Consider the following 23,834-nt stretch of genomic DNA (forward strand, 5'->3'; position numbering starts at 1 on the left):
TGGAATCGAAATGTACACAGTATCTCCAGTGAATCACACGCTTGATAGTGAGATCCACTCGCGTATTGATCATAAAACTAAACCGTTAGGCGCGTTGGGCGAACTTGAAACGCTGGCGTTGCAACTCGGTCGTATTCAGCTCTCCAAAGCGGCTGACAAGTTGGCTATCAATAAACCTACTATGTTGGTGTTTGCTGGTGACCATGGTGTGGCTGATTACGGTGTGTCTGTGGGTGGCAGTGAAATCACCTCACAAATGGTACAAAACTTCGTTAATGGTGGAGCCGCGATCAATGTTTTCTGTCGCCAAAATAGCATGGCGCTAGAAGTGATTGATTGTGGTATCAAAGACCAAGTTAATGATCCTCGTATCATCAATCAACGCCTTGGCAGCGGCACTAAAGCCATGCACAAAGAAGCAGCCATGAGCATTGATGCGGTACACCAAGGTTTTGCCTTTGCGCGTGAACTGGTGCAACGCCATGTCAACAATGGCACTAACTTACTGGCGATTGGCGAAATGGGCATTGGTAACACCACGTCCGCTGCGGCAGTCATGGCCGCGTTGACTGGTATTCCAGTGGCGGAGTGCACCGGTAAAGGCTCTGGCATTGATATTGTGACGCTGAAACGCAAACGTATCATCGTTGAACAAGCCCTGCTGGAACATTATTCTCACCTGACTAACCCTATCCAAATTCTGGCTTGTCTTGGTGGTTTTGAGATTGTGCAGATGACTGGCACTATCTTGGCCGCTGCTGAGTTTGGTGTGCCTGTGCTGGTGGACGGCTTTATTGCTTCTGTTGCCGCATTGGTTGCGGTTGAGCTAGCACCTGCCGTGCGTGATTATCTGATCTTTTCTCACGAATCTGGTGAAAATGGTCATAGACGCCTATTGCTGCGCTTGAATGCTCGGCCTATGCTACGCCTAGGTTTACGCTTGGGTGAAGGTACCGGCGCAGCTTTAGCACTGCCGCTGCTGCAAGCTGCTGTGGCATTTTATAATGACATGGCAAGTTTTGATGAAGCTGGCGTGACCTCTGTCGTCGAACCTGTGGTTAATTCTGGAGCTGCTTAATGGCCAAACGGGCTGTCTTGCTGGAACAATTTCGGTTATTGCTAATCGCTATCGGGTTTTTTACGCGTATTCCCGTACCGTCGCAGATCAATGTTGACAGTGACAGCCTCAATCACGCTAGCCGCTATTTCGGTGTGGTCGGCACCTTAGTGGGTGCCATTGCTGCGCTGGTCATGTGGCTGGTGTCGTTGGTGATGCCAATGTCAGTGGCGATTGTGATGGCTATGCTGACAGGCGTGTTACTCACTGGCGGCTTTCATGAAGATGGGCTGGCTGATACCGCCGATGGTTTTGGTGGTGGTTGGACGGTGGCTGACAAACTCAGCATCATGAAAGACAGCCGTTTAGGCAGCTATGGCGCTATCGCGTTGGTGTTGGTGCTGCTGCTTAAATTCTCCTTGCTCACCGAGTTAGCTTTGTATGATCCGGTGTCAGCGCTGGGGGCGCTAGTGTTGGCGCATACCTTGAGCCGCGTCATTGCCGCAAGCCTGATCTACACCGAAACCTACGTGCGGGATGAAGGTAAAAGTAAGCCGTTGGCGAATCAACAAACGTTTCACGATCTGCTGATATTGATCATCTCCGGCATGTTATTAGTTGTGGTGATTTCGCCTACCGCCATGCTGACCTTTGTTATCGCTGGGTTTATCATTCGCACCTTGCTGTGCTTCTGCTTCCGTCGTCAAATCGGTGGTTATACCGGTGACACGTTAGGGGCAGCCCAACAGACCAGTGAACTGGCGATCTATATGTTGCTGTTGGTCGGGCGGACTAACGGCGCATGATCCAATTGGTGATCGGCGGTGCCCGCAGTGGTAAAAGCCGCTTTGCCGAACAGCAAGTCGCTTCACTTCTTGAGCAGCGTACCACTGCCGCACTGCCAGCTGTCTACATTGCCACGGCGACCGCAGAAGATGAGGAGATGCATCAACGGATCGTCCATCATCGGCAGCAACGCGATAGCAGTGCCATTGAGTGGCAATTGATTGAATCGCCACTCGCATTAGCCGATACCTTGACAGTCCTCTCTGGCCGCCATCACGTGGTGTTGGTGGACTGTCTCACCTTATGGCTTACTAACCACCTGCTGGCCACCGCGAATATGGCTGAATGTCGCCAAACGTTATGTCAGGTGGTGCAGCAATTTGAAGGCGATTTAGTGTTAGTCAGTAATGAGGTGGGTTCCGGTATTGTCCCGCTGGGTGAGCTGAGTCGTCGCTTTGTGGATGAAGCGGGCTGGCTAAATCAGCAGCTAGCGGCGATGGCCGATAAGGTGACATTGGTGGTTGCTGGGCTGCCGTTGAATCTTAAGGGCTGAAGCCGCATAAATTTGCTATTGTGTATGCCGAAGTGCCTCCGCACTCAACCTATTCACTTATTGCGATGAGATTTGATTGTGACTGACGAACTGACTCCACAACCCCAGCCCGCCAACGAACAACAAAAAGCCGAGCGTCATAAAGCACGCCAGCAAAAACTCAAACAAGTCGTTGATGCTCGCGTGGCCGCTGCCAGCGATGAAAAAGGCATTTTGCTAGTACTCACTGGTAATGGCAAAGGTAAATCTACCGCCGGTTTTGGGACCGTTGCGCGTGCCGTCGGCCATGGTAAAAATGCCGCTGTGGTGCAGTTTATTAAAGGCACTTGGGAGTGCGGTGAGCGTAAACTGCTAGAAAACGCCGGTGTGCAATTTGAAGTGATGGGCACGGGATTTACCTGGGATACCCAAGACCGTGCTAAAGATACCGCTGCGGCGGAAAAAGCTTGGCAGGTGGCGGAACGTTGGCTACAGGATGAATCTATTGATGTGCTGTTGCTGGATGAGCTGACCTATATGGTGAGCTTTCACTACCTCGACCTAGAGCGAGTGCTAACCGCATTACAGCAACGTCCAGCAATGCAGCATGTGATTATTACTGGCCGTAATTGTCATCGCCAATTGATTGAGTTGGCGGATACTGTCAGCGAGATCGCCAACGTTAAACATGCCTTTGACCATGGCATCAAAGCACAACCTGGCTTTGATTATTGAGATTCTCTTTCAGTTTTTAGCGAAAATTTAGCTGCTTAACGCAGATTTTCGCTAAATTCGATTTGTTTCACATCTATGATTTAAAGCCGTAATTTTTCGTTTCTCCCCCCGTTTTTCGCCCGTATGATCGGCGACAACTTAAATGTCGTACATTTGCTAAGGTCTACAATGAAACGCTGGGCACTGGGTGTGTTTGCGCTAATGCTGTTACTGTTATTTGTGGCTACAGGGTTATTGCTCATGCAGCCCGCTGGCAATCGCCTGCAGCAACTGCAGTGGCAAGATTTTTACGTGCTAACAGCCAACAAGCAATTGGCGTTGGCACAACAGTACTACAACAAAGATAGCCCGCAGTTTTCAGTCAAGTTAGCGGAAAAATGGTTTGTTCGTGCCGCTAAAAATGGCGAGCAAGAAGCCCATTACCAATTGGCACACCTCTACTATGTGTATCCCGATATCTCCGGCTTAGGTTGGGAAGCGAACGTTGCGATGGCGACCGATCACTTAGAAGATGCCGCTATTGCTGGCCTGCTAAAAGCACAAACTGAATTGGCGGATATTCTGTTTAAACACAATAACAAAGCCGACAAAATTCGGGGCATCGACTATTTAGCACGGGCGGCCAAACAGCAAGATACTCAAGCAATGTTGCAGTTGGGACAGCGCTATTGTACTGACAGCGAGCTATTGAATTATGAGTTGGGGCAGTCCTATTTTGAGCAAGCGGCGGCGGCTGGAAATCAGCGAGCACCACTGATTCTTGCGAGTTTGTTCCGTCAGGGCAGTTGTGGGCCGGCCAATGCTGAGCGGTATCATTATTGGGTGGAGCAAGCCGCAGATTTGGGCATTGCCGAAGCACAACAGTGGCTAGCTGATATCTATCTGCAAGGTGATGGTCGCCCAGTCGACCCGCTCAAAGCGGCGTTGTTGTTATATCGCTCTGGGCAGGCGGATGCGTTGTACAAGCTGGGTGTGTTATTGCAACAGCAACCAGCGTTATGGCCGCAGCTACAAGCGCAGCTGACTGACGGTTTTATCCTTGATAATGACTATATTGGTACCATTGCCACCTGTTTTTACAATGCAGCACAGCAGGGGCATCCTAAAGCGGCGTTTGCCTATGGTTTACTTAATTTGCAACATGATGACCGTGATATGGCGATGCAGGCATTTGCTATTGCGCGTGATGCGGGTTACCCCAAATATGCGGCGGATTTAGGTGATGTGCAGGCAAAACTCGATATGGACAGTATCAAAGCGCAAGGGCTGGGCAGCTTTTTCGGTTGGTAGTGAGTTTGAATAAAAAAACAAGGATGGCGTTCGTCATCCTTGTTTTGCGCCAACCACATGGCCGGAGAGCTGTCACTTTACGTTAAAGTGCTTTGCTTAATACGTCAGTGAACTCGGCAGAGGTAACGGTGACATCTGGCGCGAAGCGAGCTAGCACTTGACCATCTTTACCAATCAAGAATTTCTCAAAGTTCCACATAATATCAGTAGCGTCTTTTGGCAGTAGCTCCATTTCGGTCAGCTTTTGCGTAAAGCTCGGATCTGGGTTTTTGATCGCTTTTGGTTGTGCAGCAATCAATGCTTGATAAAGCGGATGACGGTTGGCCCCGTTGACTTCAATTTTGGCAAACATTGGAAAGGTCACATCGTAGGTCAATGAGCAGAACTGTTGAATTTCTGCTTCGGAGCCAGGTTCTTGGCCGAGGAATTGGTTACATGGGAAACCTAATACTTCAAAGCCAGCGGCCGCTTCTTCTTTATAAAGCGCTTCAAGCTGTTCGTATTGCGCGGTTAAACCACATTTGGATGCAACGTTAACAACCAGCAGCACTTTGCCTTTGTAGGCGGCTAGGCTGGTTTTCTCGCCAGTAATGGTGTTGACTTCAATGTCGTAAATACTCATTGTGTAAAACCTCTATGTTTATATGATGCAGATCACATTGCCGCAGACACTCGCTATCGTCAAGGGGCGCGGGTGCTTTGTGAACAACTGTTCATACATTTGTTTGCTGCCTGATGTGATACCCCATCAATTAAGTGCGAAATCCTTTGATCGAGTTATCGAGCTGATCGCCCAATTCAGCTAGTCTTTGCGTGGCAGCGGCGGTCTCGTTGGATGAGGCTGAGGTCTGGTTGGCAATTTCACTTACTTGTGAAATACGGCGGTTGATCTCTTCGGCAACTAAACTTTGCTCCTCGGCGGCGGCTGCAATCTGATGATTCATCTGTTGCACATGTGACACGGCCTGAGCAATTTGGCTAAAGAGCTCGCCTACCTCTTGTGAGGCTTTGGCGTTGGCATTGGCGCGCTCTCGACTGTTCTGCATCATCTGCAATGAGTGACGTGCGCCCGTTTGCAGCTGGGACACAATGTTTTCGATCTCTGCGGTCGACTCTTGCGTGCGCTGAGCCAGACTGCGCACCTCATCGGCAACTACGGCAAAACCGCGCCCGGCTTCGCCCGCACGAGCGGCTTCAATGGCGGCATTTAGCGCTAGCAAGTTGGTTTGTTCGGCGACCGATTTTATCACTTCCATTACGCTGCCGATCCCTTCGGTTTGTTTCGCTAATGTTTGCATCGCCTCGGCGGTATTATTCAGATCTTGTAGTAGGCGGTTCACCACCTGCAGCGATGCATCCATCGCTTGCTGGCCTGCATGCGTGACTTGCTCCGCATTGCTAGTGGCTTCTGCTGCTTGCTCTGCATTGGTGGCTACTTCGTGCACGGTGGCGGTCATCTCATTCATGGCCGTTGCTACTTGCTCAGTTTCTACCTGTTGATCGGCCATGCCGCGACGGTTTTGCTCGGTCACAGAAGAAAGTTGATCTGCTGCGAGATTCAGTTCTGAGATGCCGCCGCTGACATTGTGGATCAGTTCGGTGAGCGCGTGGGTCATTTGGCCGATAGCCTGTTGTAGCATGCCGACTTCATCCTTGCGGGTTGAACTGATGGCATTGGTGAGATCGCCTTTGGCAATGCGTGCGGCAGCGAGGGCCGTATCGTGCAGCGGTTTAGCAATAAGGCGTGTAATCAGCAGCGTGGCGGCCAGGCCGATACACAAAGAAACCAGCGATACGCCGACCAGTGTCCATTTGGCTTGTAAGCTAAATTGTTGCTGACGGGTTTGCAACCCTTGTTCAAGTGCATCGACATCCTGACGGATGTTGCGCGCAACTTCGACATACTCTTGTACTTTATCGGTCACCGCTTGGCTTTGTTGAGTGTATTCGGTGATTCCCGTGGTGAGCTGGGCCACTTGTTGCTGTACTTGCGCGAGCGCAGCATCGCCGTGGCGTTGGTTGATACCAGCGAACTGCTGAGTTAACTGAGTAAGTTGTTGGCTTAGAGCGCTCGGCAGTTGCTCAGCGTCTTTATTACTCGTTAACCAAGTGCTCAAACTGCCGATAGTTTCTAGCGCATAAATGTGAGCTTGGGCGACTTGTTGTGCAGTAAGCCACTCATTAGTTTGTTCTGCCTCACTATTTAACTGCGCTTCGAGTGATGTGAGCGTTGTTTTTAACTGCTGTGATTGTTGTAAGACATTTTTTTTAGCGCTCAGCTTTGCTTCACTAAGTGGCACTAATTGCAAAAATATATCGCGGTAGCGGTCAATGTAAAGTGTCACATTATTAAATGTGTCTTTTAATTGTGGGTCTTGTTGATAAAACATCTTTTGTTCAGCCAACATTGATAACATGGTGTCAATTTCGGCCGCCAATGCATTTTTGTCTTCAGTACTGGCAGTACGTAAATAGTTTTCTCTTGCCGCTTTGGTATCCGAAATCACTTTATTAAATTTTTGGATGGCAAAGACCTGCTCACTGTGGCTGCTGACGTGATTGAGTCCTACCCAACCAGTAATGGCGAGTACTAATGACAGTAACAACATCAGACCAAACCCTAACGCAAGCTTGGTTGCAATGGAGATATTTTCTAGCAGATGCACCATATATAAATCCCTTAACTGATTGCGAAGTTAGCTTCCTGCTGGTAACTGATAGAGGCTATTTGATTGAAGGTAAAACAGTTTAGCCAAGCAGTGACGAGTGATTACGCCTCAACAAGGATGGTAGATAACCTAGTAACTTGCGAAAATTTTAACCATCTTGTTAGATGATATGGGCATAAGTATATTCTAATTTTAGATATAAAACTAAGGGATGGTTGAACAAGTCCTGTATGTTCCCTAGGTTGTCACACGGCCGTGCCAAGCGCCGTTTGTCGCAAATGGTCGATTATTTTGAAAAACATAACTACATTGATGAAGCCAGATGCCACGCCTTAAGGGAGAATGGATAAGCTAACGCATTGCGTCGTTAAACAACTTTGCCAATGTGCCTGCCGCAGTCAGCTGCCTTGAGTGGCAATCGCTTACAAATCCCGCGTGACACGAAACGTGGTTGCACTTTCCCAAATCCTCATATTGACAAACGACGATAACAATTGATTTTTTTATCACCGTAATTAATGTGATCTCATTTTTAGAATTGTATTTTCTTAATTAGTTTTTAATTTATAAGTCAATATTTAAAAGTTTAATTTTGCGATATTCGCTGTGAACAAAAGTTACTAAAGTGCTGGTAATAAATAATTGTGATTTCAGCAAATATTATTTTGTCAGGTTATTGCTACCTTATTTGTAGGGAGTGAAATCATATTGGATTATTCTCATAATCATTGTCGCTAATATGATTAACTTATTTGTGATGAGCAATATAATTTTGGAGGAATTCCATGAAACTAGCAGGAGCACTCAAAGTATCCGGCATAGCGTTAGTTTTGTCTGGTTTGTTTACGGGCAGCGTATACGCAGCAGCTGATAATTTGGCAAAATTTCATGCGGAGATGGGGGGATGTGAAAATTGTCACGTCACTAAAAAGGGGCCTACCGATGACAATCTTACCCATGAAAATCAGCAATGTGTCAGTTGTCATGGTTCACTCAATGAATTGGCCGCCGCCGATACTGAAGCGAAACGTGAGATTTCACCGCATAAATCGCACTTAATTGGCGATATTGCTTGTACTTCATGCCACAAAGGACATGAAGCCTCAGTGGCTTATTGTGACGCTTGCCATAGCTTTGGGTTTGATATACCGTTCGGTGGGCAATGGCAACGTAAGTTTGTGCCGATTGATGTGAATAAGGCGGCGCAAGATAAAGCGATCGCCGCAGGCCCTCGTGAAACGATAGATGTCGTTGTAGTCGGTTCTGGTGGTGCTGGTTTAGCCGCGGCGGTTTCTGCCCACGAACACGGCGCCAAAGTGATTGTGTTAGAAAAAGAACCGCTGGCCGGTGGTAACACCAAATTGGCGGCGGGTGGTATGAATGCTGCTGAAACCAAGTTTCAGAAAAAACTGGGGATTGAAGATAAAGTCTCCATCATGATTGATGACACCATGAAGGGCGGTCACAACGTTAATGATCCGGCGTTAGTGAATATCCTTGCGAAAAACTCCTCAGATTCAATTGATTGGTTAACCGCTATGGGCGCCGATATGAGTGATGTTGGCCGCATGGGTGGTGCCAGTGTTAACCGTACACACCGTCCGACAGGGGGCGCTGGTGTTGGGGCTCACGTGGCGCAAGTGCTCTACACTGCCGCGAAGAAAAGCGGGGCCGATATTCGGTTCAACAGCCGCGTAGTGCGGGTGCTGGAAGATAAAGACGGTCACGTTGACGGCGTATTAGTTGAAGGTAAATATACTGGCTACTATGTCATTAAAACCAATGCGGTGGTGATGGCTACCGGCGGCTTTGCTAAAAATAATGATCGCGTTGCCAGCTACGATCCTAAACTGAAAGGCTTTGCTGCGACTAACCATCCTGGCGCAACTGGTGATGGTTTGGACGTAGCGTTGGCAGCAGGAGCCGATACTCGTGATCTGAAATATATTCAAGCACACCCAACTTGGTCACCAAAAGGTGGGGTGATGATCACTGAAGCGGTACGTGGTAATGGCGCTATTTTGGTTAACCGCGAAGGCAAACGTTTCGTTAATGAAATCACCACGCGTGATAAAGCCTCTGCCGCCATTTTGCAGCAAACTGGCGCAAGTGCCTTCTTGCTGTTCGATGATTCAGTGCGTAAGAGCTTGAAGAAAATTGAAAACTACATCCATCTTGGCATTATTACCGAAGGCAAAACAGTCGCAGAACTCGCGGAAAAAATGTCGTTGCCAGCAGCGCAGTTAGAAAAAACGATCGCTGAATACAACGGCTTTGTTAAAGCGGGGAAAGACACGCAATTTGCACGTCCAAACATGCCACGTGAACTGGCTACCGGCCCATTCTATACGCTGGAAGTGAAGCCTGCAGTGCATCACAGCATGGGCGGCGTGAAAATTGATACTACAGCTGAAGTTCTCAATAAAGAGGGTAAAGCGATCAGCGGGCTGTTTGCCGCAGGTGAAGCCACTGGCGGGGTACATGGTGCTAACCGCTTAGGTGGTAATGCTATTTCTGACATTGTGACCTTTGGCCGTATTGCTGGGGCTCACGCGGCGGAATTTGCCAAAGCTAAGTAATTAACCCAAGTTAACTCAGCGTCCATTATTCACTTAGATTAACGGCGGACCTTGTGTCCGCCTTTTTCGTTAGTGTGCGGCAGCTCATGTTTTAGCCTTCTTTCATATAGCAGCCAAGACTTCCCTAGCAAATTTCCCTACACTGCCAACATCAGCAATTTTGAACTAGGTCACAGCTATGAAAATCGGCTTTTTTAGTGCCAAGCGGTACGACATTCAGCACTTTACCCAGATGAATGAAACGGGTGGTTATCACGCTGATATTGAATTTTTTGACTATCGTTTATCTCGGCAAAACGTGCGCTTGGCATTAGGCTTTGAGGTGATTTGTGCTTTCGTTAATGACGAATTGTGCGAAGAGGTATTAACCAAATTGTATGCCTCAGGCACCAAAGTGATTGCGATGCGTTGTGCTGGTTTTAACAATGTCGATTTAGAGGCCGCTAAGCGTTTAGGCTTGGAAGTGGTCAACGTGCCAGCATACTCACCAGAGTCGGTAGCTGAGCACACGGTGGCGTTAATGTTGACGCTGAATCGCAAAATTCATAAGTCTTATGGCCGTACCCGCGATGCCAACTTCTCATTGGAAGGGCTGGTGGGCTTTAACATGTTCCACAAAACGGTGGGCGTGATTGGCACGGGTAAAATCGGTGTGGCAACTATCCGCATTCTGCGTGGTTTTGGCTGTAACGTGTTGGCGTTTGATCCGTTTAAAAACCCGCTGGTGGAAGAGTTAGGCGCGCAGTACGCCAGCTTGGAAGAGATCTATCAAACCAGTGATATTATCAGCTTGCATTGCCCGCTCACCAAAGAAAACCACCATCTGCTCAATGCCGAAAGCTTTGCCAAGATGAAGCCAGGCATGATGGTGATTAACACTAGCCGTGGCGGCTTACTGAATGCGCAAGATGCGATGGAAGCGCTCAAACTGGGGCAAATTGGCTCACTCGGGTTGGATGTGTATGAGAACGAGAAAGAGCTGTTCTTCGAAGATAAATCCAATGAAGTGATTTTAGACGACGTATTCCGCCGTCTGTCCGCGTGTCACAATGTGATCTTCACTGGTCACCAAGCCTTCTTAACCAGAGAAGCCCTCGACAACATCGCCCAAACTACGTTGGACAATGTCAGTCGTGTGGTTGCTGGTAAAAAATGTGGTAACGAGCTGTTCTAAGCAGATAGCGAAGGGTTAGCCGACTTTTCGGCGCTGCTTTCTTTGGGCGCCGGCAGCTCTGCTACTGGTACAGGAATGCGTGGCAGTTTAATCACTGGCTTGGTTAACGCTAGCGTGTTGGGATACGTAATGGTGTTGCCGCTATCGAGCTTAATCAGCAGATGAAATAGCGTGACTTCTTCTAATGTGCCGCTGGTATCGATGTCGGCATCGATGATCTTAATGCGATCGCCCAATTTATAGGGAAACATAAAGAAGATTAGGATCCCCGCAGTGACGTTCGATAGAATCGACCACTGAGCCACCAATGCCATTCCTAATACAGCAAACGCGGATGAAACAAACAGCGATACATCTTGATAGCCCAATCCGATAGAGATCGCCGCCATCGACAACATCACCACAAACAAGATCAAGCTGATCGCCTTGCTCACCAAGCTGGCGCGCGTAGCATTCATATGTTTGCGTTTGCTGAATTGATGGATCAAACCGCTAATTCTACGTTGTACTAGCACAAAGGCGACAACATAAAGCAGAATGATGAAAATATTGGTCATCATAAAAATGTATCCTGATTACATTCCTTCGACAGTGAGACGCTATATTAGCGAACAACGCTGGTCGATGAAACGTGGAGAAATAAATGGAAGACTACCAACTGCTGGCTTCAGTAGATGATGAATTCGGCAGAGTCTCGGTATTGGAGTTAGGCGACACCCGCATTTTGACTTTTGGTCATAACGATGAACAAAGCAAACTCAACAAAAAATTACCGCATCAACCGCAACACACCTATCTTAAAGCCATGTTGTTGTCGCTATTATACGGAACGCCAAGACGAGTGATAGTACTGGGGCTCGGTGGTGGTTTACTTGTTCACGCTTTGCGCAATTTTGATCCTGCCATTAAAATCACGGCGGTTGAGCTGCGCCAATCGGTGATTGCGATTGCCAAGCAGCATTTCATGCTGCCGTTGTCCAAAAAGTTAACGATAGTACAGCAAGACGCCGCCGAGTATATGGCCACGCGTGATGACCGCCGCGTCGATGCAATCTATTGCGACCTGTTCCATGCTGACGGCATGCAAGCGTTTCAACGCGAGGCCGAGTTTTTAGATAACTGCTTATATCAGCTGAAAGACAACGGCTTGCTGGTACTCAACTGTTGGAAAGAAGCGCGAGGCGATACTGACTTGCGCCAGCGTTTGTTGGAGCGTTTTGCCGATGTCCGCGCTTGCTTGACTGGCAGCGGCAATTGGGTGATCTTTGCGGCGCGTAGGCCACAACTGTTCAGCCAAGCTTCGCTAAAACAGCAAGCACAGCAGCTTTCCGGCAAGTTGGCATTTGATTTAAGCCAACCGCTGACCAGATTTGAGGAATGGCGTTAGCGGCTCGCCGCTTGATGCGCACGACGTCGGGCTTTAGGTTTGCACGACTGTACGCAGCGCCGACCATACTCACCGCCAGAATAGCCCCAGCTAAAGTGCGGCCACTCTCGTCAATGTTGCCTCCATCGGTTAAGTTGTTAGCTAGCTCGATAATTCCGGAAAAACCGATTGGAACAATAGTTTTTATCTGATTTAATAAAAACCACAACCAGACTAGTATTACTTCCATCGAGAGGGCAAACGGGTTGCCCATTGATTTTTAATCATTGATTACGGGAGTAATATCATGCCACAAGCACTGAACACAGCCATCAAACCGTTTAACGCAACCGCTTTCCACCAAGGTGAATTTGTCGACATCTCTGAAAAAGACCTGTTGGGCAAATGGGCCGTTGTATTCTTCTACCCAGCTGACTTCACTTTCGTGTGTCCAACTGAACTGGGTGACTTGGCTGACCACTACGAAGAGCTGCAAAAACTCGGCGTAGAAGTGTTCTCAGTATCTACTGACACTCACTTCACCCACAAAGCATGGCACGACAGCTCTGAAACTATCGGCAAAATCAACTACTACATGGTAGGTGACCAAACTGCCACTATCACCAACAACTTTGGTGTACTGCGTGAAGGTCAAGGTCTGGCAGACCGCGCTACCTTCCTGATCGACCCAGAAGGCATCATCCAAGCAATGGAAGTGACTGCTGAAGGTATCGGCCGTGATGCAGAAGACTTGCTGCGCAAAATCAAAGCTGCCCAATATGTCGCTGCTCACCCAGGTGAAGTTTGTCCAGCAAAATGGAAAGAAGGTGAAGCAACTCTGGCGCCATCATTGGACCTGGTTGGCAAAATCTGATCTAGCTTTCCCCGCGAAAGCGCCAGGCTTAGTGACGAACGACTAAGCCTACCTTTTAAAATCTTTGGCCTGCGCTCGCTTTCCTCCTGCGGGCAGAAGACTCCTTTTACCTTTTTCACAGGACACGTTCATGTTAGACGCAACTTTAAAACAACAACTGGACACCTATCTGCAATACATCAAGCAACCTATTGAAGTTAGCGTGTCCGGTGACGACAGTGCTAAATCTCAAGAGGTGAGTGAGCTTGCCAATGAGCTGGTCAGCATGTCCGCTAAGATTAGCCTGCAAACAGGCAATAATCCGCGTACTCCAAGTATGTCAATTGCTCCGCAAGGCCAAGCGCCACGGGTGCATTTTGCTGGTGTACCGTTAGGCCATGAGTTTACCTCGCTCGTATTGGCGCTGTTACAAGCAGGTGGTCACCCATCAAAAGCCGATCCTGAATTGTTAGAGCGGATCCGCAATTTGAAAGGGGAGTTCCACTTTGAAACCTATATTTCGCTGTCGTGCCACAACTGTCCAGATGTGGTGCAAGCATTAAACTTGATGGCAAGCCTGAACCCGAATATCACTCACGTGATGATTGACGGCGGCCTGTTCCAAGATGAAGTTAACCAGCGCGGCGTAATGGCAGTACCCGCAGTGTACTTAAACGGTGAACACTTTGGTCAAGGCCGCATGACGCTGGAAGAGATTGTTGAGAAAGTGGATACCAGTGCGGCGGAAGACAAAGCCGCGGCACTGAATGAAAAAGATCCATACGATGTATTAGTCGTTGGTGGTGGCCCTGCAGGTGCAGCGGCGGCAATTTATGCTGCACGTAAAGGCATTCGCACTGCGATTGTGGCTGAACGTTTCGGTGGTCAAGTGATGGATACCGTAGGGATTGAGAACTTTATCTCTGTCACCTACACCGAAGGGCCCAAACTGTCTGCAGCACTTGAGCAACACGTTAAAGAGTATGGTGTTGATATCATCACCGGCCAACGTGCAGCAAGCATCAAACGTGATGGTTTGGTGAATATCGAGCTAGAAAGCGGTGCAACGTTGAAAGGTAAAAGTGTGGTGTTAGCCACCGGTGCTCGCTGGCGTGAACTCGGCGTCCCGGGTGAAGAGCAATATCGCACTAAAGGTGTTGCCTACTGCCCACACTGTGACGGCCCGTTCTACAAAGGTAAGAAAGTGGCGGTGATTGGTGGTGGTAACTCAGGTATTGAAGCCGCTATCGATTTAGCAGGTATTGTTGAGCACGTCACTGTACTGGAATTTGCTGACACGCTGCGCGCTGATGAAGTGCTGGTGAAAAAAGCGAAATCGCTCGGTAACATCGATATCATCATGAATGCGCAAACTACTGAAGTGCTCGGTGATGGCAGCAAAGTGAACGGTATTGCTTATAAAGACCGGGTGACTGGCGCAGACCACACCATCGAGCTGGCTGGTATCTTTGTCCAGATTGGCTTAGTACCTAATACAGGCTTCTTGAAAGAGAGTGAAGTTGAGTTGAGCCGCTTTGGTGAAGTGATTATTGATGCCAAAGGCGCCACCTCAATGCCGGGCGTATTCGCTGCCGGTGATGCGGCGAACATTCCTTACAAGCAGATCATCATCTCCATGGGTAGTGGGGCAACCGCAGCACTGAGCGCCTTTGATTACTTAATCCGTGAAGCTGACTAAACTGCAGCAGACAATGAAAAGCCGACCTTGGTGGTCGGCTTTTTTAATCCTATTAGCGGATATACGAGAAAACCCGTTTACGCGGTGACATCAATATTATGTCCGAGGTTTCCTTCGGGTTGTGGAGCAGGCGCAGCTGCCTGAATCAAATTAAGGGCGATCTGGCCTTCAGCTTTTTGCTGATCTTTGGCCAATTGCGCAACTCTCACTCCAACAGCACCGTTGTCTAAGTTGGGTGTGACAGCCTGAGAGCTAATTGATATTGCCATATTGTGTCCTTTAAGGTCGCTAAAGACAGGGTAAGTGTTAGGCTTGATCAGAGTAAAATCAAGTCAAAATGATGGTACAAGTCTACTCTTGCACCACCTGCACCATCATTTATCGGCTAAGCTGCACGTTTCTGAAGCACTTTTCTTACCGTCACCACGATGCTAGTGACGACAATTGCCCCCAAAATTAACCCTACTGACACGGTAACACTCTGTAATGCTGCCGGATTTGCTGCCAACGTGCCGCCTAATCCCAGCATCATAATCCCTGACATTAATTTTAAGGTTTGGCCCTCTTTTTCAGTGAGCTTGCGTTTGCCCAATGTCATAGAGAAAGCGACCACGATGGCAATCAACGGGATGACATAAACAATGTTGTAGTACACCAGATACATCATCCGCTCATAAGTCGGCAGATTATGCATTGATAATACGCTGGTGTAGATCATCGGAAATCCAGCGGTACAGAGCAGTTCATACGCATTGGCGAGGATAGCTAATACGGTGGTGCCAAGAATCATCGCCGTTAAACTGGAGGCACTGGAGAGCTTGCCCATGCGTTTAATTAAGCTGGTGCGGTTCTCGGCGGTCATCGACAAGCTCACTTCGCCTTTGGTAAAGAAGTACTCTTTGACGTTAATGGCCCCAGCCACTAATGCCAGTAAGCCCGCCACCAAAATGATGATGCCACCATCGCTATTGGCTCCCAGTAGCTCAAAAATGTTCAGCCACGCAGTCATGAACAGGAAGTAGATAAAACCGGAGAAAAATACAAAAATACCACCGACCAGCAGCATGCGGCCGCGGCTTTTGGCGTTAACCATAATTGATAGCAGAAACAGTAATACAAAGAAGGCGCATGGATTAAAGGCATCAGCACCCGCAAGCACTAACGTGAGGATGGGGAGTGAGATACTGTCGGGATTTACCGCACCAACAATCGGTAACTCTACTGGTTGGATCTCCGCTTCCTCTGCTCCGACGTCACAGGTGCCATCACCACCATCACTGCTACAAGTGGCAAAAAGTGGTTCATCGGTCGCATCTTGCACGCTCGCTTGTGGGCTATCATCACTCGTCGAGGTCGGCATATCTTCCGCCGCCAGTTGGCCGCCATTGGCCAGATAGCATCGTTTTAAACGGTTGAGCAAAAACTGGCCGGTCACTTCCTTGCTGGAATAACCAATAATGGTTTTGCCGCAGGCTGATAGGAAAGGTACTGAACGACTGGAACTATGGGTTTGTTCTGCTAACTGTTGCCAAATCTCTTGCGTGCCAACATCTCCAACGCGAAAGCTGTGTACTTCAATCCATGGATATTGTTGTGGCAGTGAATCGATAAAAGGATGCGCTTCTTTGCAGTGCGGGCAAGTCTTTGACCAAACAAAGTAGAGTGGAATTTTAAGTTCACCTTGAGCATCTACTTTATGCCATGCAATGGGTGATTGAGGCGCTGCCTGCACGCAGGTCAAACTGGCAAAAGCGAGCAGTACTCCCAAAAAGAAACTTCTGAACATAAAACACCTTTTTAATCGATTTGACCGTTTTTTGATCGAAATTAAATAAAATTCTATTAATATCTGTGCAACGTTTGCCGATAGTTAAGTTATGGGTTAAATAACTTACGGAATTTATTTTCTTTTTCTAACTAATGGAGAGTGATGTTTTAGGTGTTTTAGTTTTCGCCGTCTAAACTTTATTGCGGTTATTGTGAGCAGTGTTGCATCCCAAGGAGTGTTTATGCGAACTACGTTGAAAGTTCGGCTGTTGGCTGTGAGTACTGTGTCTGTGTTGTTCACAGTCATTCTACTGGTAGTGATGTCTTCGTATTTCATTCGAAGCAATGCTATGGAGAGCACTCAAAGAGAAGTCAGCGAATTAATTAACACCTTCGCCAGTGGCGTAGGGCAATGGATGTCAGATCGGCAAAATGCGGTCGCGTCCTTAGGTAAAACCATTGAGAACCATCCAAACGACGACGTGACGCCGTACTTGATGGAAATCCATCAAGCGATGAGTTTTGGCCTGACCTATTTTGGTGATGAGCAGGGCAACATGTATCGTCAAGACCCAGCGCTACAAACCGCAAACTATGATCCCCGGATCCGCCCTTGGTACAAAGGCACCAAGGAAAAGAATGCGATGTTCATTTCGTCACCTTATGTCAGTGCCACCATGCAACAACTGGTGGTGACTATTTCACAACCGGTAATGAAAAATGGTCAGTTTTTTGGTGCGGCGGCAGCTAACTTAGCAATTGATAAGCTAACCAAATCGGTGCGTAAGCTAAAACTACCGGGTGATGGATATGGTGTGTTACTTGAGCGCGACGGTACTGTGATTAGTCATCCTGATGATGCGCGCAACGGTAAGCCGATTACTGATGTGGACAGTCGCTTTACCGCTAGCTGGTTACAGCAACGCGCTGCCGCTGATGGCCTTGATGAATTCACCTTCGAAGGCGCCACTAAACTGTTCTACGTACAAAACGTGCCGAATACTGATTGGGCGCTGATGTTTGTGTTGGACAAGAGCAGCATTATGGCGGCGTCCGCCAAGCTGGCGTGGATGATGTCTATTGTGGGACTTGGTTTCCTTGCCCTGTTTGCAGTGTTGCTGTTCATCATCTTTAAACTGCAATTTAAAGATCTGGAACGAGTATCTAAAGCGTTGAATGATATCTCTCAAGGTGCGGGGGATCTGACCGTACGCATTGATGTGAAAAACCATCATGATGAGATTGGCGTTTTAGCCACAGGCTTTAACCGCTTTGTGGAACATCTGCACGGCATTATTAGCCGCATGGGGCAGATTGCCGATCAACTGGGGAGCCAGTCGCAAGAAACTCGCCGCTCCGCGGAGCAAAACAATCAAAGCATTGCCGTACAGCAAGATGAGATCACTATGGTGGCAACGGCGGTCACTGAGATGGCCAGTGCGACCGAAGAGATTGCTAGTAATGCTGAATTGACCGCGCAAACGTCACAAGATGCCGTGAGCTTAGCGGTGAATGGTCAACAGCAAGTGACCCAAAGTCAGCAATCGATCCGTAACCTAGCGGAGGAGGTTGATAACGCCAGCAAGATTATTGGTGAGCTGAACGAACATTCGCAGAAGATTAACAGCATTCTGTTGACCATCAGTGGTATTGCCGAGCAAACCAACTTGTTGGCACTGAACGCTGCAATTGAAGCGGCGCGTGCAGGTGAGCAAGGTCGTGGCTTTGCGGTAGTCGCTGATGAAGTGCGAGTATTGTCGCAACGGACTCACGCCTCAACACAAGAGATCCAAGCCATGATTGAAACGCTGCAGCGTACTGCCTCAAAGGCGGTAACCTCAATGGAGCACAGTCACAATATGGCGGAAACCAGTGTGCTTGATGCTGAATCGGCCAGCAGTAGCTTAGAGCAGATCAACCAAGCGATCACTCAGATCTCCGACATGGCAAGCCAGATTGCAACGGCTGCTGAGGAGCAAACGTCAGTCACCAGTGAGATTAACCGTAACACTGAGGCAATTCGTGAAGTTTCTATGAATCTGTCGGATGAGTCGGTTGTGGCAACTGAGAAAGCACAGCAACTGCAATTGTTGGCGCAATCGTTACAGCAAGAAGTTGGACGTTTCCGCTTGTAATTGCTAGCAGTCATAAAAAACGGCCTCGTATGAGGCCGTTTTTTATTCAACCATCGCCACTTTTGTGGTGGCTTCAGCATCGGATTCTGGCTCGGCAGGTAACGAACACCAGACGATGTCTACTTGGCGTTGTTCCGTGGCAGAGGCCGTATTAATACGGGTAATAATCGGCGATGTGAGCTGGCTCTTGGTAAGATATTCTTTAACGCGCTCAACCCGACGGCTAGCGAGCCACATATTATATTGTTGCAGTGACTTATTACCGATAATGGGCCGCAGATTAAACTCAAGCATTAGGTAGCCTTCGCCCTTTTGCTGGGCTTGCTGGCTAACGTCATTCAATTGGTTGGATACGCTGGAAGAAAAATAGGAACTATTTTTGGGATACTCGACTTGACCGAGTTGCTCTTGGCCATCGCAAGTCGCGTTGGCAGAGTTAGCAAGCGCTAACATCAATAGCCCACTGAGTGTCATAGCACGCATCACTTTATCTCCTTGTGAAACGAAAAGCTGCCTATGTCAGAGTGGGCAAAGTAGACTATAAATGCCTAAAAAGCAAACGATTGTGTCAAAAAAATCAACTTAAGTAAAAATTATATAAAACAAGGCATTAACCAAATTTTGGCTAATGCCTTGTCAATATTGTTCACTCAGGACGCTGGAGCGTACGTAGCTACTGCAGTTTAAAGTGCTACGCCATTTACGGTGAGCGCCACGTCAATATTGCCTTTAACCGCGTTGGAGTAAGGGCACACTTGATGGGCTGTTTTGACTAATTCCACGGCTTGCTCTTGCGGTAAATCCAGCTCAGCTGCTAAGGCGACGGTTAAAGCAAAACCGCCATCCTCCTTATTGTAGATACCGACATTTGCGGTAACAGGTGCCTGGCTCAGTTTGATCTTTTGCTGGCTAGCAATGAATAGCACGGCATTGGAAAAACATGCGGCGTAACCCGCTGCAAACAGTTGCTCTGGGTTGGTGGCTTGCCCTGAACCGCCCATCTGTTTTGGGTAAGCTAAATCAACAGATAGCAGTTGATCGTCGGTGGCGACATGTCCTTGGCGGCCTGCGCTGGCAGTGGCTGATGTTTGATAAAGCATAACAACTCCTAATTTGTATTGTGTGCAATTTAATTGTTAGCAATATTAATTCGATCTCAGATCGAATTGCAAGTATATTGTGCGCAATTTAATTGTGTTTATGAGGAAGCACTGTGGCAAAGCCAGAAGATGGGCAGCATTTGTGTCTCGATAACCAAGTGTGTTTCTCGCTGTATAGCGCTGCCAATGCGTTAGTTCGTGCTTACCGGCCGTTGCTGGAGGAGTTAGATCTAACCTACCCACAATATCTAGCTATGATGGTGCTTTGGAGCGATAACGGCATTAGTGTCAAATTGTTAGGCGAAAAGCTGAGATTGGATTCAGGTACATTAACGCCACTGTTGAAGCGTCTTGAAGGTAAAGGGTTGTTACATCGTGGCCGCAGTGAGCAAGATGAAAGGGTGCGTGTAATTGAGCTGACCGAAGCTGGGCAAGCGCTAAAACTAGGTGCTAGCCAAGTGCCGGAAAAGATGTTTTGTCTATTAGGACTTGACGTCGCAAAGCTGCAATCACTTAAACAGTTATGTGATGAGGTGAATCAAGCGTTGGATCAGCGTTGATTCTCTTGCCTCAAGTCTCACTGCGACAGGCGATTCGCTGTTGAAAGATGATTTTTCGCGGTAAACAAGGTACATTGCCGCCCAATTTGGTATGTCGATCGTGACTCGCCAACATTCAATACAAGCAGGTTTAGGTTGTGAGTCAGTTTCTCCAGTGTCAGTTTTATCAACAAAATCTCTGTCGGTCGTGTGTGCTGCTCGATCAATCACTGGATGAGCAGGTTGCACGTAAACAGCAGCAGTTACAGCAGTTACTCAATCCCTTTGCGGTCGAACGCTATCAAGCCCCTGTCGTCGGGCCCGTAGCGGCGTTTCGTAACAAAGCTAAAATGGTGGCACTGGGGGCTGCACATCAGCCGATACTTGGCATTGTTTCCCCTAGTGATGAGCCGGTGAGTCTGGTCAATTGCCCACTGTATCCAGCCTCAATGCAGCAGCTATTAGCACGATTGGAACGTTTTATTCAACAAGCCGGCATTGCGCCTTATCGTGTTGATAAAGCAAAAGGTGAATTGAAGTTTGTGTTGCTCACGCAGGCACAACATAGCGGCGAATTTATGCTGCGTTTTGTGTTGCGCTCAACCACAGCTATTTCCCGTATTGAGCGTGAACTCACTCAGTTATTGGCTGAGTTTCCGGCGATTAAGTTGGTCACCGCCAATATCCAACCGGTGCATATGGCGCGTTTAGAAGGGGATGAAGAGATCTGGTTATTTGGCGAACCGCGTCTTAAGGAAATGTTTAACCAAGTACCGTTATATATTCGGCCAAAAAGTTTTTTTCAAACCAATCCTGACGTTGCCGCACAGCTTTATGCCACAGCCAAAGCGTGGTTAGCACCGTTAAAGCTTAATAGTCTATGGGACCTGTTTTGCGGGGTGGGTGGCTTTGGTTTGCACTGTGCAACGGCAGAGATGCACCTCATCGGTATTGAAATTGAGGCTGAGGCGATAGCTTGTGCCAAGTTAGCTGCTGAGGAGTTAGGCTTACAGCACGTGAGCTTTCAGGCGCTTGATTCTCGCAATTTTGCTGCTGGCTCCCAGCAAGTACCAGATGCTGTCATCGTTAACCCACCACGTCGTGGTTTGGGGGCAGAGTTGTGCCAGTCTCTCGCTAAATTTGCGCCGCAGCACATCCTTTATTCAAGTTGTAATCCCAAAACCTTAGCGGCTGATTTACAGCATTTTGGCGCTTACCGCTGTGTTAATGTTCAGCTGTTCGATATGTTTCCTCATACCGAGCATTTTGAAGTGTTAGTGCTGTTAACGCGACAAGACAATCAGACGCGTCATAACTCCTCATCGCTGTGTCGTTAAAGTGCCGCGTTGTTGAATTATTAAACGCTTTGGCACGTATCATCTTTATAGTGATTAGGCTGTTAAATAGCGCGCAAACTAGTCAATCATTCGTTTTTAAAGCTAAATTAAGAGTAATTGCTCGAGTTAGCTCACTGTTGTACCAAAGTTTAGTTTGGTGGTTGGGTGTTTTCTATATAATTAGCGTTCTCTAATCGTGTACCTGAGATGTTACATGAAAAACCTAGGCATTAGACAAAAAATTCTGCTGCTAGCAGTCATTCCGCTATTGCTGCTCACAGCGGTCATTTTACTTATTTCTTGGCAGATGGAATCGCAGACATTAGACAGTACCGTCAGCGATTTTCGTGACAAGCTCATCCACGAGCGCAAACAGGAAATGATTCATGTCACTGAGATAGCGCGTGAAATGGTGGCATACCAGCGTCAACAGGGTGTCGATTTTAAAGAACAACTGCGCACCGCTAAGTTCGGTGAGTCGGGTTACTTCTTTATATATGATGGTCAAGGCCGCAATGTCTTTCATGGGTTACAAACTAAACTTGAAGGCACTGAGCAGATAGGCATGACTGATCCTAAGGGGATCAAAATTGTGCAGGGCTTGTTGAGCTCGGCGGCAACTGGCGATGGCTTCCTGACCTATTTCTATCAAAAACCGGGGAGTTCAGAACTGATTGAAAAACTCGGGTATGTCGCCAAAGTGCCTGGTACCGACTGGATTATTGGTACTGGTGCCTATTTTGATGATATTGACGCTGCAGCGGACGCATATCGTGAGCTTGCTCAGCAAGAGATGCTCAAGAAAATATTGGCCATCGTGTTGATTACTCTAGTACTGGTCGCACTGACCGTGGTCGTGATCATGTGGGCCGCCAGTAAGATGGCTAAACCATTGAACAATATGCTGCACAATCTTAATGATATCGCCAAAGGGGAAGGGGACCTCACTCGACGTGTTCCTGTTCATGGTCAAGATGAGATTGCCGCAGTAGGGCGCGCCTTCAACCTATTCGTCGAAAAGCTGCAAGGCACCATCCGTGATGTGGCGCAGTCTACTGGCCAAGTGGTGGAAGCTGCACATAACATTCATAACCAAACCGAAGCCATTGCTAGCCAGTTAGCTAATCACAACCATGAGACCGACCAAGTGGTCACCGCTATCACTGAAATGTCGTCCACCGCGCACGAAGTAGCTGCCAATACCAACCAAGTGGCGGAATCTACTCAAGAAGCGAGCGATGAAGTCGCCAAAGCACAGCGCTGCGTCGATGATTCATTAACGCAAGTCTCAGCATTAATGGAAGAAATAGACAGTGCTGCTGTGCACGTCCAAGCACTGAATGATCAGTCGCAAAAGATCAACAGCGTATTATCTGTGATTGGTGGTATTGCCGAGCAAACCAACTTATTGGCATTGAATGCAGCGATTGAAGCTGCGCGCGCTGGTGAGCAAGGGCGCGGTTTTGCTGTGGTGGCGGATGAGGTGCGCAACCTCGCGAGTCGCACGCAAACCAGCACGTTGGAAATCAACGAGATGCTCAGTGAACTGAACACTTCGGTGAGCCTTGCCGTGACCGCGATGGACAAGAGTCAGAAGAACTGTCAACAGAGTGTATCGGCTAACCGGTTAATCTCTGAAAGCCTAGGGGCTGTGACCTCATCGGTCACTCGTATCAATGATATGAGTACCCAAATTGCTACTGCTACCACTGAACAAAGCTCTGTCACGGAAGAGATTAACCGTAATATCTACGTGATTCAGGAGATTGTTACCGCCTTGATGTCGGCGAGTAAATCTGCAGCAACGGTCAGCCAAAGTGTATCAAGCAGCGGCGATCAACTAGGAGATTTGGTGAGACAGTTTAAGATTTAACGCTGGTGAACCTTGGCTAACGAACGTTGAGTGGCAACCATGTAGCTATGTCGTCCGCTAATGATATTTGCTTGGGCCACATGGGCATAGCTATAACCACTTTGTGATAAAACGGCGCTTATAATGGCGCCGTTTTTATCGCAACAAACCTCACTGTTCTGTTATCCGTACAGCAAGTTAGCATGAGAAAAATAGCCAACTACACTCATCAGCAGCGACGGCGTTGCTCGATAAATTATCTTTAACTAAGGTAGTTTCGAGCTAAAATTCTGCTCAATTAACAATTATTTTGCCGCTTGAGGGAAATAAATGGGGTGTTATCAGCATTTTATTGCTGGATAGC

The 23,834-nt window shown here is 48.0% G+C and carries 21 protein-coding genes; 14 read left to right on the forward strand and 7 right to left on the reverse strand.

Going from position 1 to position 23,834, the window contains the following annotated elements; all coding sequences use genetic code 11:
• The first annotated feature begins 10 nt into the window (after positions 1–10).
• The 5 genes from cobT (at position 11) to ACN0TT_RS11280 (ending at position 4,400) form a co-directional block, all read left to right on the forward strand.
• A complete protein-coding gene (gene cobT / locus ACN0TT_RS11260) occupies positions 11–1,078 on the forward strand; it encodes a nicotinate-nucleotide--dimethylbenzimidazole phosphoribosyltransferase (RefSeq protein ID WP_417762250.1) in 1,068 nt (355 codons plus the stop codon).
• The gene (locus ACN0TT_RS11265; RefSeq protein WP_417762251.1) at positions 1,078–1,863 is read left to right on the forward strand and encodes an adenosylcobinamide-GDP ribazoletransferase; all 786 of its coding nucleotides are present in this window, start codon (positions 1,078–1,080) and stop codon (positions 1,861–1,863) included. The genes cobT and ACN0TT_RS11265 overlap by 1 nt, the downstream gene beginning before the upstream one ends.
• Positions 1,860–2,396 carry a bifunctional adenosylcobinamide kinase/adenosylcobinamide-phosphate guanylyltransferase gene (gene cobU / locus ACN0TT_RS11270; RefSeq protein ID WP_417762252.1) on the forward strand — a complete coding sequence of 179 codons (537 nt, stop codon included), beginning with the start codon at positions 1,860–1,862 and terminating at the stop codon, positions 2,394–2,396. The genes ACN0TT_RS11265 and cobU overlap by 4 nt, the downstream gene beginning before the upstream one ends.
• Positions 2,397–2,474: 78 nt before the next feature.
• Positions 2,475–3,110 carry a cob(I)yrinic acid a,c-diamide adenosyltransferase gene (cobO, locus tag ACN0TT_RS11275; protein WP_417762253.1) on the forward strand — a complete coding sequence of 212 codons (636 nt, stop codon included), beginning with the start codon at positions 2,475–2,477 and terminating at the stop codon, positions 3,108–3,110.
• Positions 3,111–3,278: 168 nt separating this feature from the next.
• On the forward strand, positions 3,279–4,400 hold the full coding sequence (locus ACN0TT_RS11280) for a tetratricopeptide repeat protein (protein ID WP_417762254.1): 1,122 nt from the start codon (positions 3,279–3,281) through the stop codon (positions 4,398–4,400).
• A gap of 82 nt (positions 4,401–4,482) precedes the next feature.
• Here the strand turns inward: ACN0TT_RS11280 and ACN0TT_RS11285 are convergent, their stop codons facing one another.
• Both ACN0TT_RS11285 and ACN0TT_RS11290 read right to left on the reverse strand, forming a co-directional pair.
• Entirely contained in the window at positions 4,483–5,022 is a 540-nt protein-coding gene (locus ACN0TT_RS11285; RefSeq protein ID WP_417762255.1) for a glutathione peroxidase, read from the reverse strand.
• Between the two features lie 130 nt (positions 5,023–5,152).
• Positions 5,153–7,069 (reverse strand): methyl-accepting chemotaxis protein, encoded by a 1,917-nt coding sequence (locus ACN0TT_RS11290; RefSeq protein ID WP_417762256.1) that lies wholly within the window; start codon positions 7,067–7,069, stop codon positions 5,153–5,155.
• A gap of 785 nt (positions 7,070–7,854) precedes the next feature.
• Here ACN0TT_RS11290 and ACN0TT_RS11295 point away from each other — a divergent pair.
• Positions 7,855–9,648, forward strand: a complete 1,794-nt coding sequence (locus ACN0TT_RS11295; RefSeq protein WP_417762257.1) for a flavocytochrome c — start codon at positions 7,855–7,857, stop codon at positions 9,646–9,648.
• Positions 9,649–9,826: 178 nt separating this feature from the next.
• Positions 9,827–10,822 (forward strand): 2-hydroxyacid dehydrogenase, encoded by a 996-nt coding sequence (locus ACN0TT_RS11300; RefSeq protein ID WP_417762258.1) that lies wholly within the window; start codon positions 9,827–9,829, stop codon positions 10,820–10,822.
• Here the strand turns inward: ACN0TT_RS11300 and ACN0TT_RS11305 are convergent.
• Positions 10,819–11,382, reverse strand: a complete 564-nt coding sequence (locus tag ACN0TT_RS11305; protein WP_417762259.1) for a mechanosensitive ion channel domain-containing protein — start codon at positions 11,380–11,382, stop codon at positions 10,819–10,821. The two genes, ACN0TT_RS11300 and ACN0TT_RS11305, sit on opposite strands and share 4 nt — an antisense overlap.
• Positions 11,383–11,465: 83 nt before the next feature.
• Between ACN0TT_RS11305 and ACN0TT_RS11310 the strand changes: the two genes are divergently transcribed.
• From ACN0TT_RS11310 to ahpF, 3 genes are all read left to right on the forward strand, one after another.
• Positions 11,466–12,209, forward strand: coding sequence for a methyltransferase (locus ACN0TT_RS11310; protein ID WP_417762260.1), 744 nt, complete (start codon positions 11,466–11,468; stop codon positions 12,207–12,209).
• Positions 12,210–12,495: 286 nt separating this feature from the next.
• Entirely contained in the window at positions 12,496–13,062 is a 567-nt protein-coding gene (ahpC, locus tag ACN0TT_RS11315; protein ID WP_417762261.1) for an alkyl hydroperoxide reductase subunit C, read from the forward strand.
• Between the two features lie 130 nt (positions 13,063–13,192).
• The gene (ahpF, locus tag ACN0TT_RS11320; protein WP_417762262.1) at positions 13,193–14,740 is read left to right on the forward strand and encodes an alkyl hydroperoxide reductase subunit F; all 1,548 of its coding nucleotides are present in this window, start codon (positions 13,193–13,195) and stop codon (positions 14,738–14,740) included.
• A 77-nt stretch (positions 14,741–14,817) separates the two neighbouring features.
• Here the strand turns inward: ahpF and ACN0TT_RS11325 are convergent, their stop codons facing one another.
• Positions 14,818–15,009: a cytoplasmic protein gene (locus ACN0TT_RS11325; protein ID WP_417762263.1), complete on the reverse strand. Its 192-nt coding sequence runs from the start codon at positions 15,007–15,009 to the stop codon at positions 14,818–14,820.
• A gap of 116 nt (positions 15,010–15,125) precedes the next feature.
• Positions 15,126–16,526 (reverse strand): cytochrome C biosynthesis protein, encoded by a 1,401-nt coding sequence (locus tag ACN0TT_RS11330; RefSeq protein WP_417762264.1) that lies wholly within the window; start codon positions 16,524–16,526, stop codon positions 15,126–15,128.
• Positions 16,527–16,857: 331 nt separating this feature from the next.
• On the opposite strand from ACN0TT_RS11330, the gene ACN0TT_RS11335 reads away from it, so the two are divergent.
• Positions 16,858–18,642, forward strand: coding sequence for a methyl-accepting chemotaxis protein (locus ACN0TT_RS11335; protein ID WP_417762265.1), 1,785 nt, complete (start codon positions 16,858–16,860; stop codon positions 18,640–18,642).
• Between the two features lie 42 nt (positions 18,643–18,684).
• On the opposite strand, the gene ACN0TT_RS11340 is transcribed toward ACN0TT_RS11335, so the two are convergent.
• Complete coding sequence (locus tag ACN0TT_RS11340) at positions 18,685–19,125, reverse strand: hypothetical protein (RefSeq protein ID WP_417762266.1); 441 nt, start codon at positions 19,123–19,125, stop codon at positions 18,685–18,687.
• Between the two features lie 200 nt (positions 19,126–19,325).
• Complete coding sequence (locus ACN0TT_RS11345) at positions 19,326–19,742, reverse strand: organic hydroperoxide resistance protein (protein WP_417762267.1); 417 nt, start codon at positions 19,740–19,742, stop codon at positions 19,326–19,328.
• 113 nt (positions 19,743–19,855) lie between these two features.
• Between ACN0TT_RS11345 and ACN0TT_RS11350 the strand changes: the two genes are divergently transcribed.
• The 3 genes from ACN0TT_RS11350 to ACN0TT_RS11360 all read left to right on the forward strand — a co-directional run bounded on the left by ACN0TT_RS11350 (position 19,856) and on the right by ACN0TT_RS11360 (position 23,491).
• On the forward strand, positions 19,856–20,302 hold the full coding sequence (locus ACN0TT_RS11350; RefSeq protein ID WP_417762268.1) for a MarR family winged helix-turn-helix transcriptional regulator: 447 nt from the start codon (positions 19,856–19,858) through the stop codon (positions 20,300–20,302).
• Between the two features lie 137 nt (positions 20,303–20,439).
• A complete protein-coding gene (rlmC, locus tag ACN0TT_RS11355; RefSeq protein ID WP_417762269.1) occupies positions 20,440–21,618 on the forward strand; it encodes a 23S rRNA (uracil(747)-C(5))-methyltransferase RlmC in 1,179 nt (392 codons plus the stop codon).
• 214 nt (positions 21,619–21,832) lie between these two features.
• Positions 21,833–23,491 (forward strand): methyl-accepting chemotaxis protein, encoded by a 1,659-nt coding sequence (locus ACN0TT_RS11360; RefSeq protein WP_417762270.1) that lies wholly within the window; start codon positions 21,833–21,835, stop codon positions 23,489–23,491.
• Positions 23,492–23,834 lie beyond the last annotated feature (343 nt).

The organism is Shewanella sp. (assembly GCF_048265805.1).
Classification (GTDB): Bacteria; Pseudomonadota; Gammaproteobacteria; order Enterobacterales; family Shewanellaceae; genus Shewanella.

Bases quoted from the DNA above. Each gene is read 5' to 3' on its own strand.
- ACN0TT_RS11285 (WP_417762255.1), bottom strand. From the start codon at position 5,022: ATGAGTATTTACGACATTGAAGTCAACACCATTACTGGCGAGAAAACC.
- ACN0TT_RS11360 (WP_417762270.1), top strand. From the start codon at position 21,833: ATGAAAAACCTAGGCATTAGACAAAAAATTCTGCTGCTAGCAGTCATT.
- ahpC (WP_417762261.1), top strand. From the start codon at position 12,496: ATGCCACAAGCACTGAACACAGCCATCAAACCGTTTAACGCAACCGCT.
- ACN0TT_RS11340 (WP_417762266.1), bottom strand. From the start codon at position 19,125: ATGCGTGCTATGACACTCAGTGGGCTATTGATGTTAGCGCTTGCTAAC.
- ACN0TT_RS11290 (WP_417762256.1), bottom strand. From the start codon at position 7,069: ATGGTGCATCTGCTAGAAAATATCTCCATTGCAACCAAGCTTGCGTTA.
- cobU (WP_417762252.1), top strand. From the start codon at position 1,860: ATGATCCAATTGGTGATCGGCGGTGCCCGCAGTGGTAAAAGCCGCTTT.
- ACN0TT_RS11295 (WP_417762257.1), top strand. From the start codon at position 7,855: ATGAAACTAGCAGGAGCACTCAAAGTATCCGGCATAGCGTTAGTTTTG.
- ACN0TT_RS11335 (WP_417762265.1), top strand. From the start codon at position 16,858: ATGGAGAGCACTCAAAGAGAAGTCAGCGAATTAATTAACACCTTCGCC.
- cobT (WP_417762250.1), top strand. From the start codon at position 11: ATGTACACAGTATCTCCAGTGAATCACACGCTTGATAGTGAGATCCAC.
- ACN0TT_RS11325 (WP_417762263.1), bottom strand. From the start codon at position 15,009: ATGGCAATATCAATTAGCTCTCAGGCTGTCACACCCAACTTAGACAAC.
- ACN0TT_RS11345 (WP_417762267.1), bottom strand. From the start codon at position 19,742: ATGCTTTATCAAACATCAGCCACTGCCAGCGCAGGCCGCCAAGGACAT.
- ACN0TT_RS11265 (WP_417762251.1), top strand. From the start codon at position 1,078: ATGGCCAAACGGGCTGTCTTGCTGGAACAATTTCGGTTATTGCTAATC.
- ACN0TT_RS11310 (WP_417762260.1), top strand. From the start codon at position 11,466: ATGGAAGACTACCAACTGCTGGCTTCAGTAGATGATGAATTCGGCAGA.
- ACN0TT_RS11300 (WP_417762258.1), top strand. From the start codon at position 9,827: ATGAAAATCGGCTTTTTTAGTGCCAAGCGGTACGACATTCAGCACTTT.
- ACN0TT_RS11305 (WP_417762259.1), bottom strand. From the start codon at position 11,382: ATGATGACCAATATTTTCATCATTCTGCTTTATGTTGTCGCCTTTGTG.
- ahpF (WP_417762262.1), top strand. From the start codon at position 13,193: ATGTTAGACGCAACTTTAAAACAACAACTGGACACCTATCTGCAATAC.
- ACN0TT_RS11330 (WP_417762264.1), bottom strand. From the start codon at position 16,526: ATGTTCAGAAGTTTCTTTTTGGGAGTACTGCTCGCTTTTGCCAGTTTG.
- ACN0TT_RS11280 (WP_417762254.1), top strand. From the start codon at position 3,279: ATGAAACGCTGGGCACTGGGTGTGTTTGCGCTAATGCTGTTACTGTTA.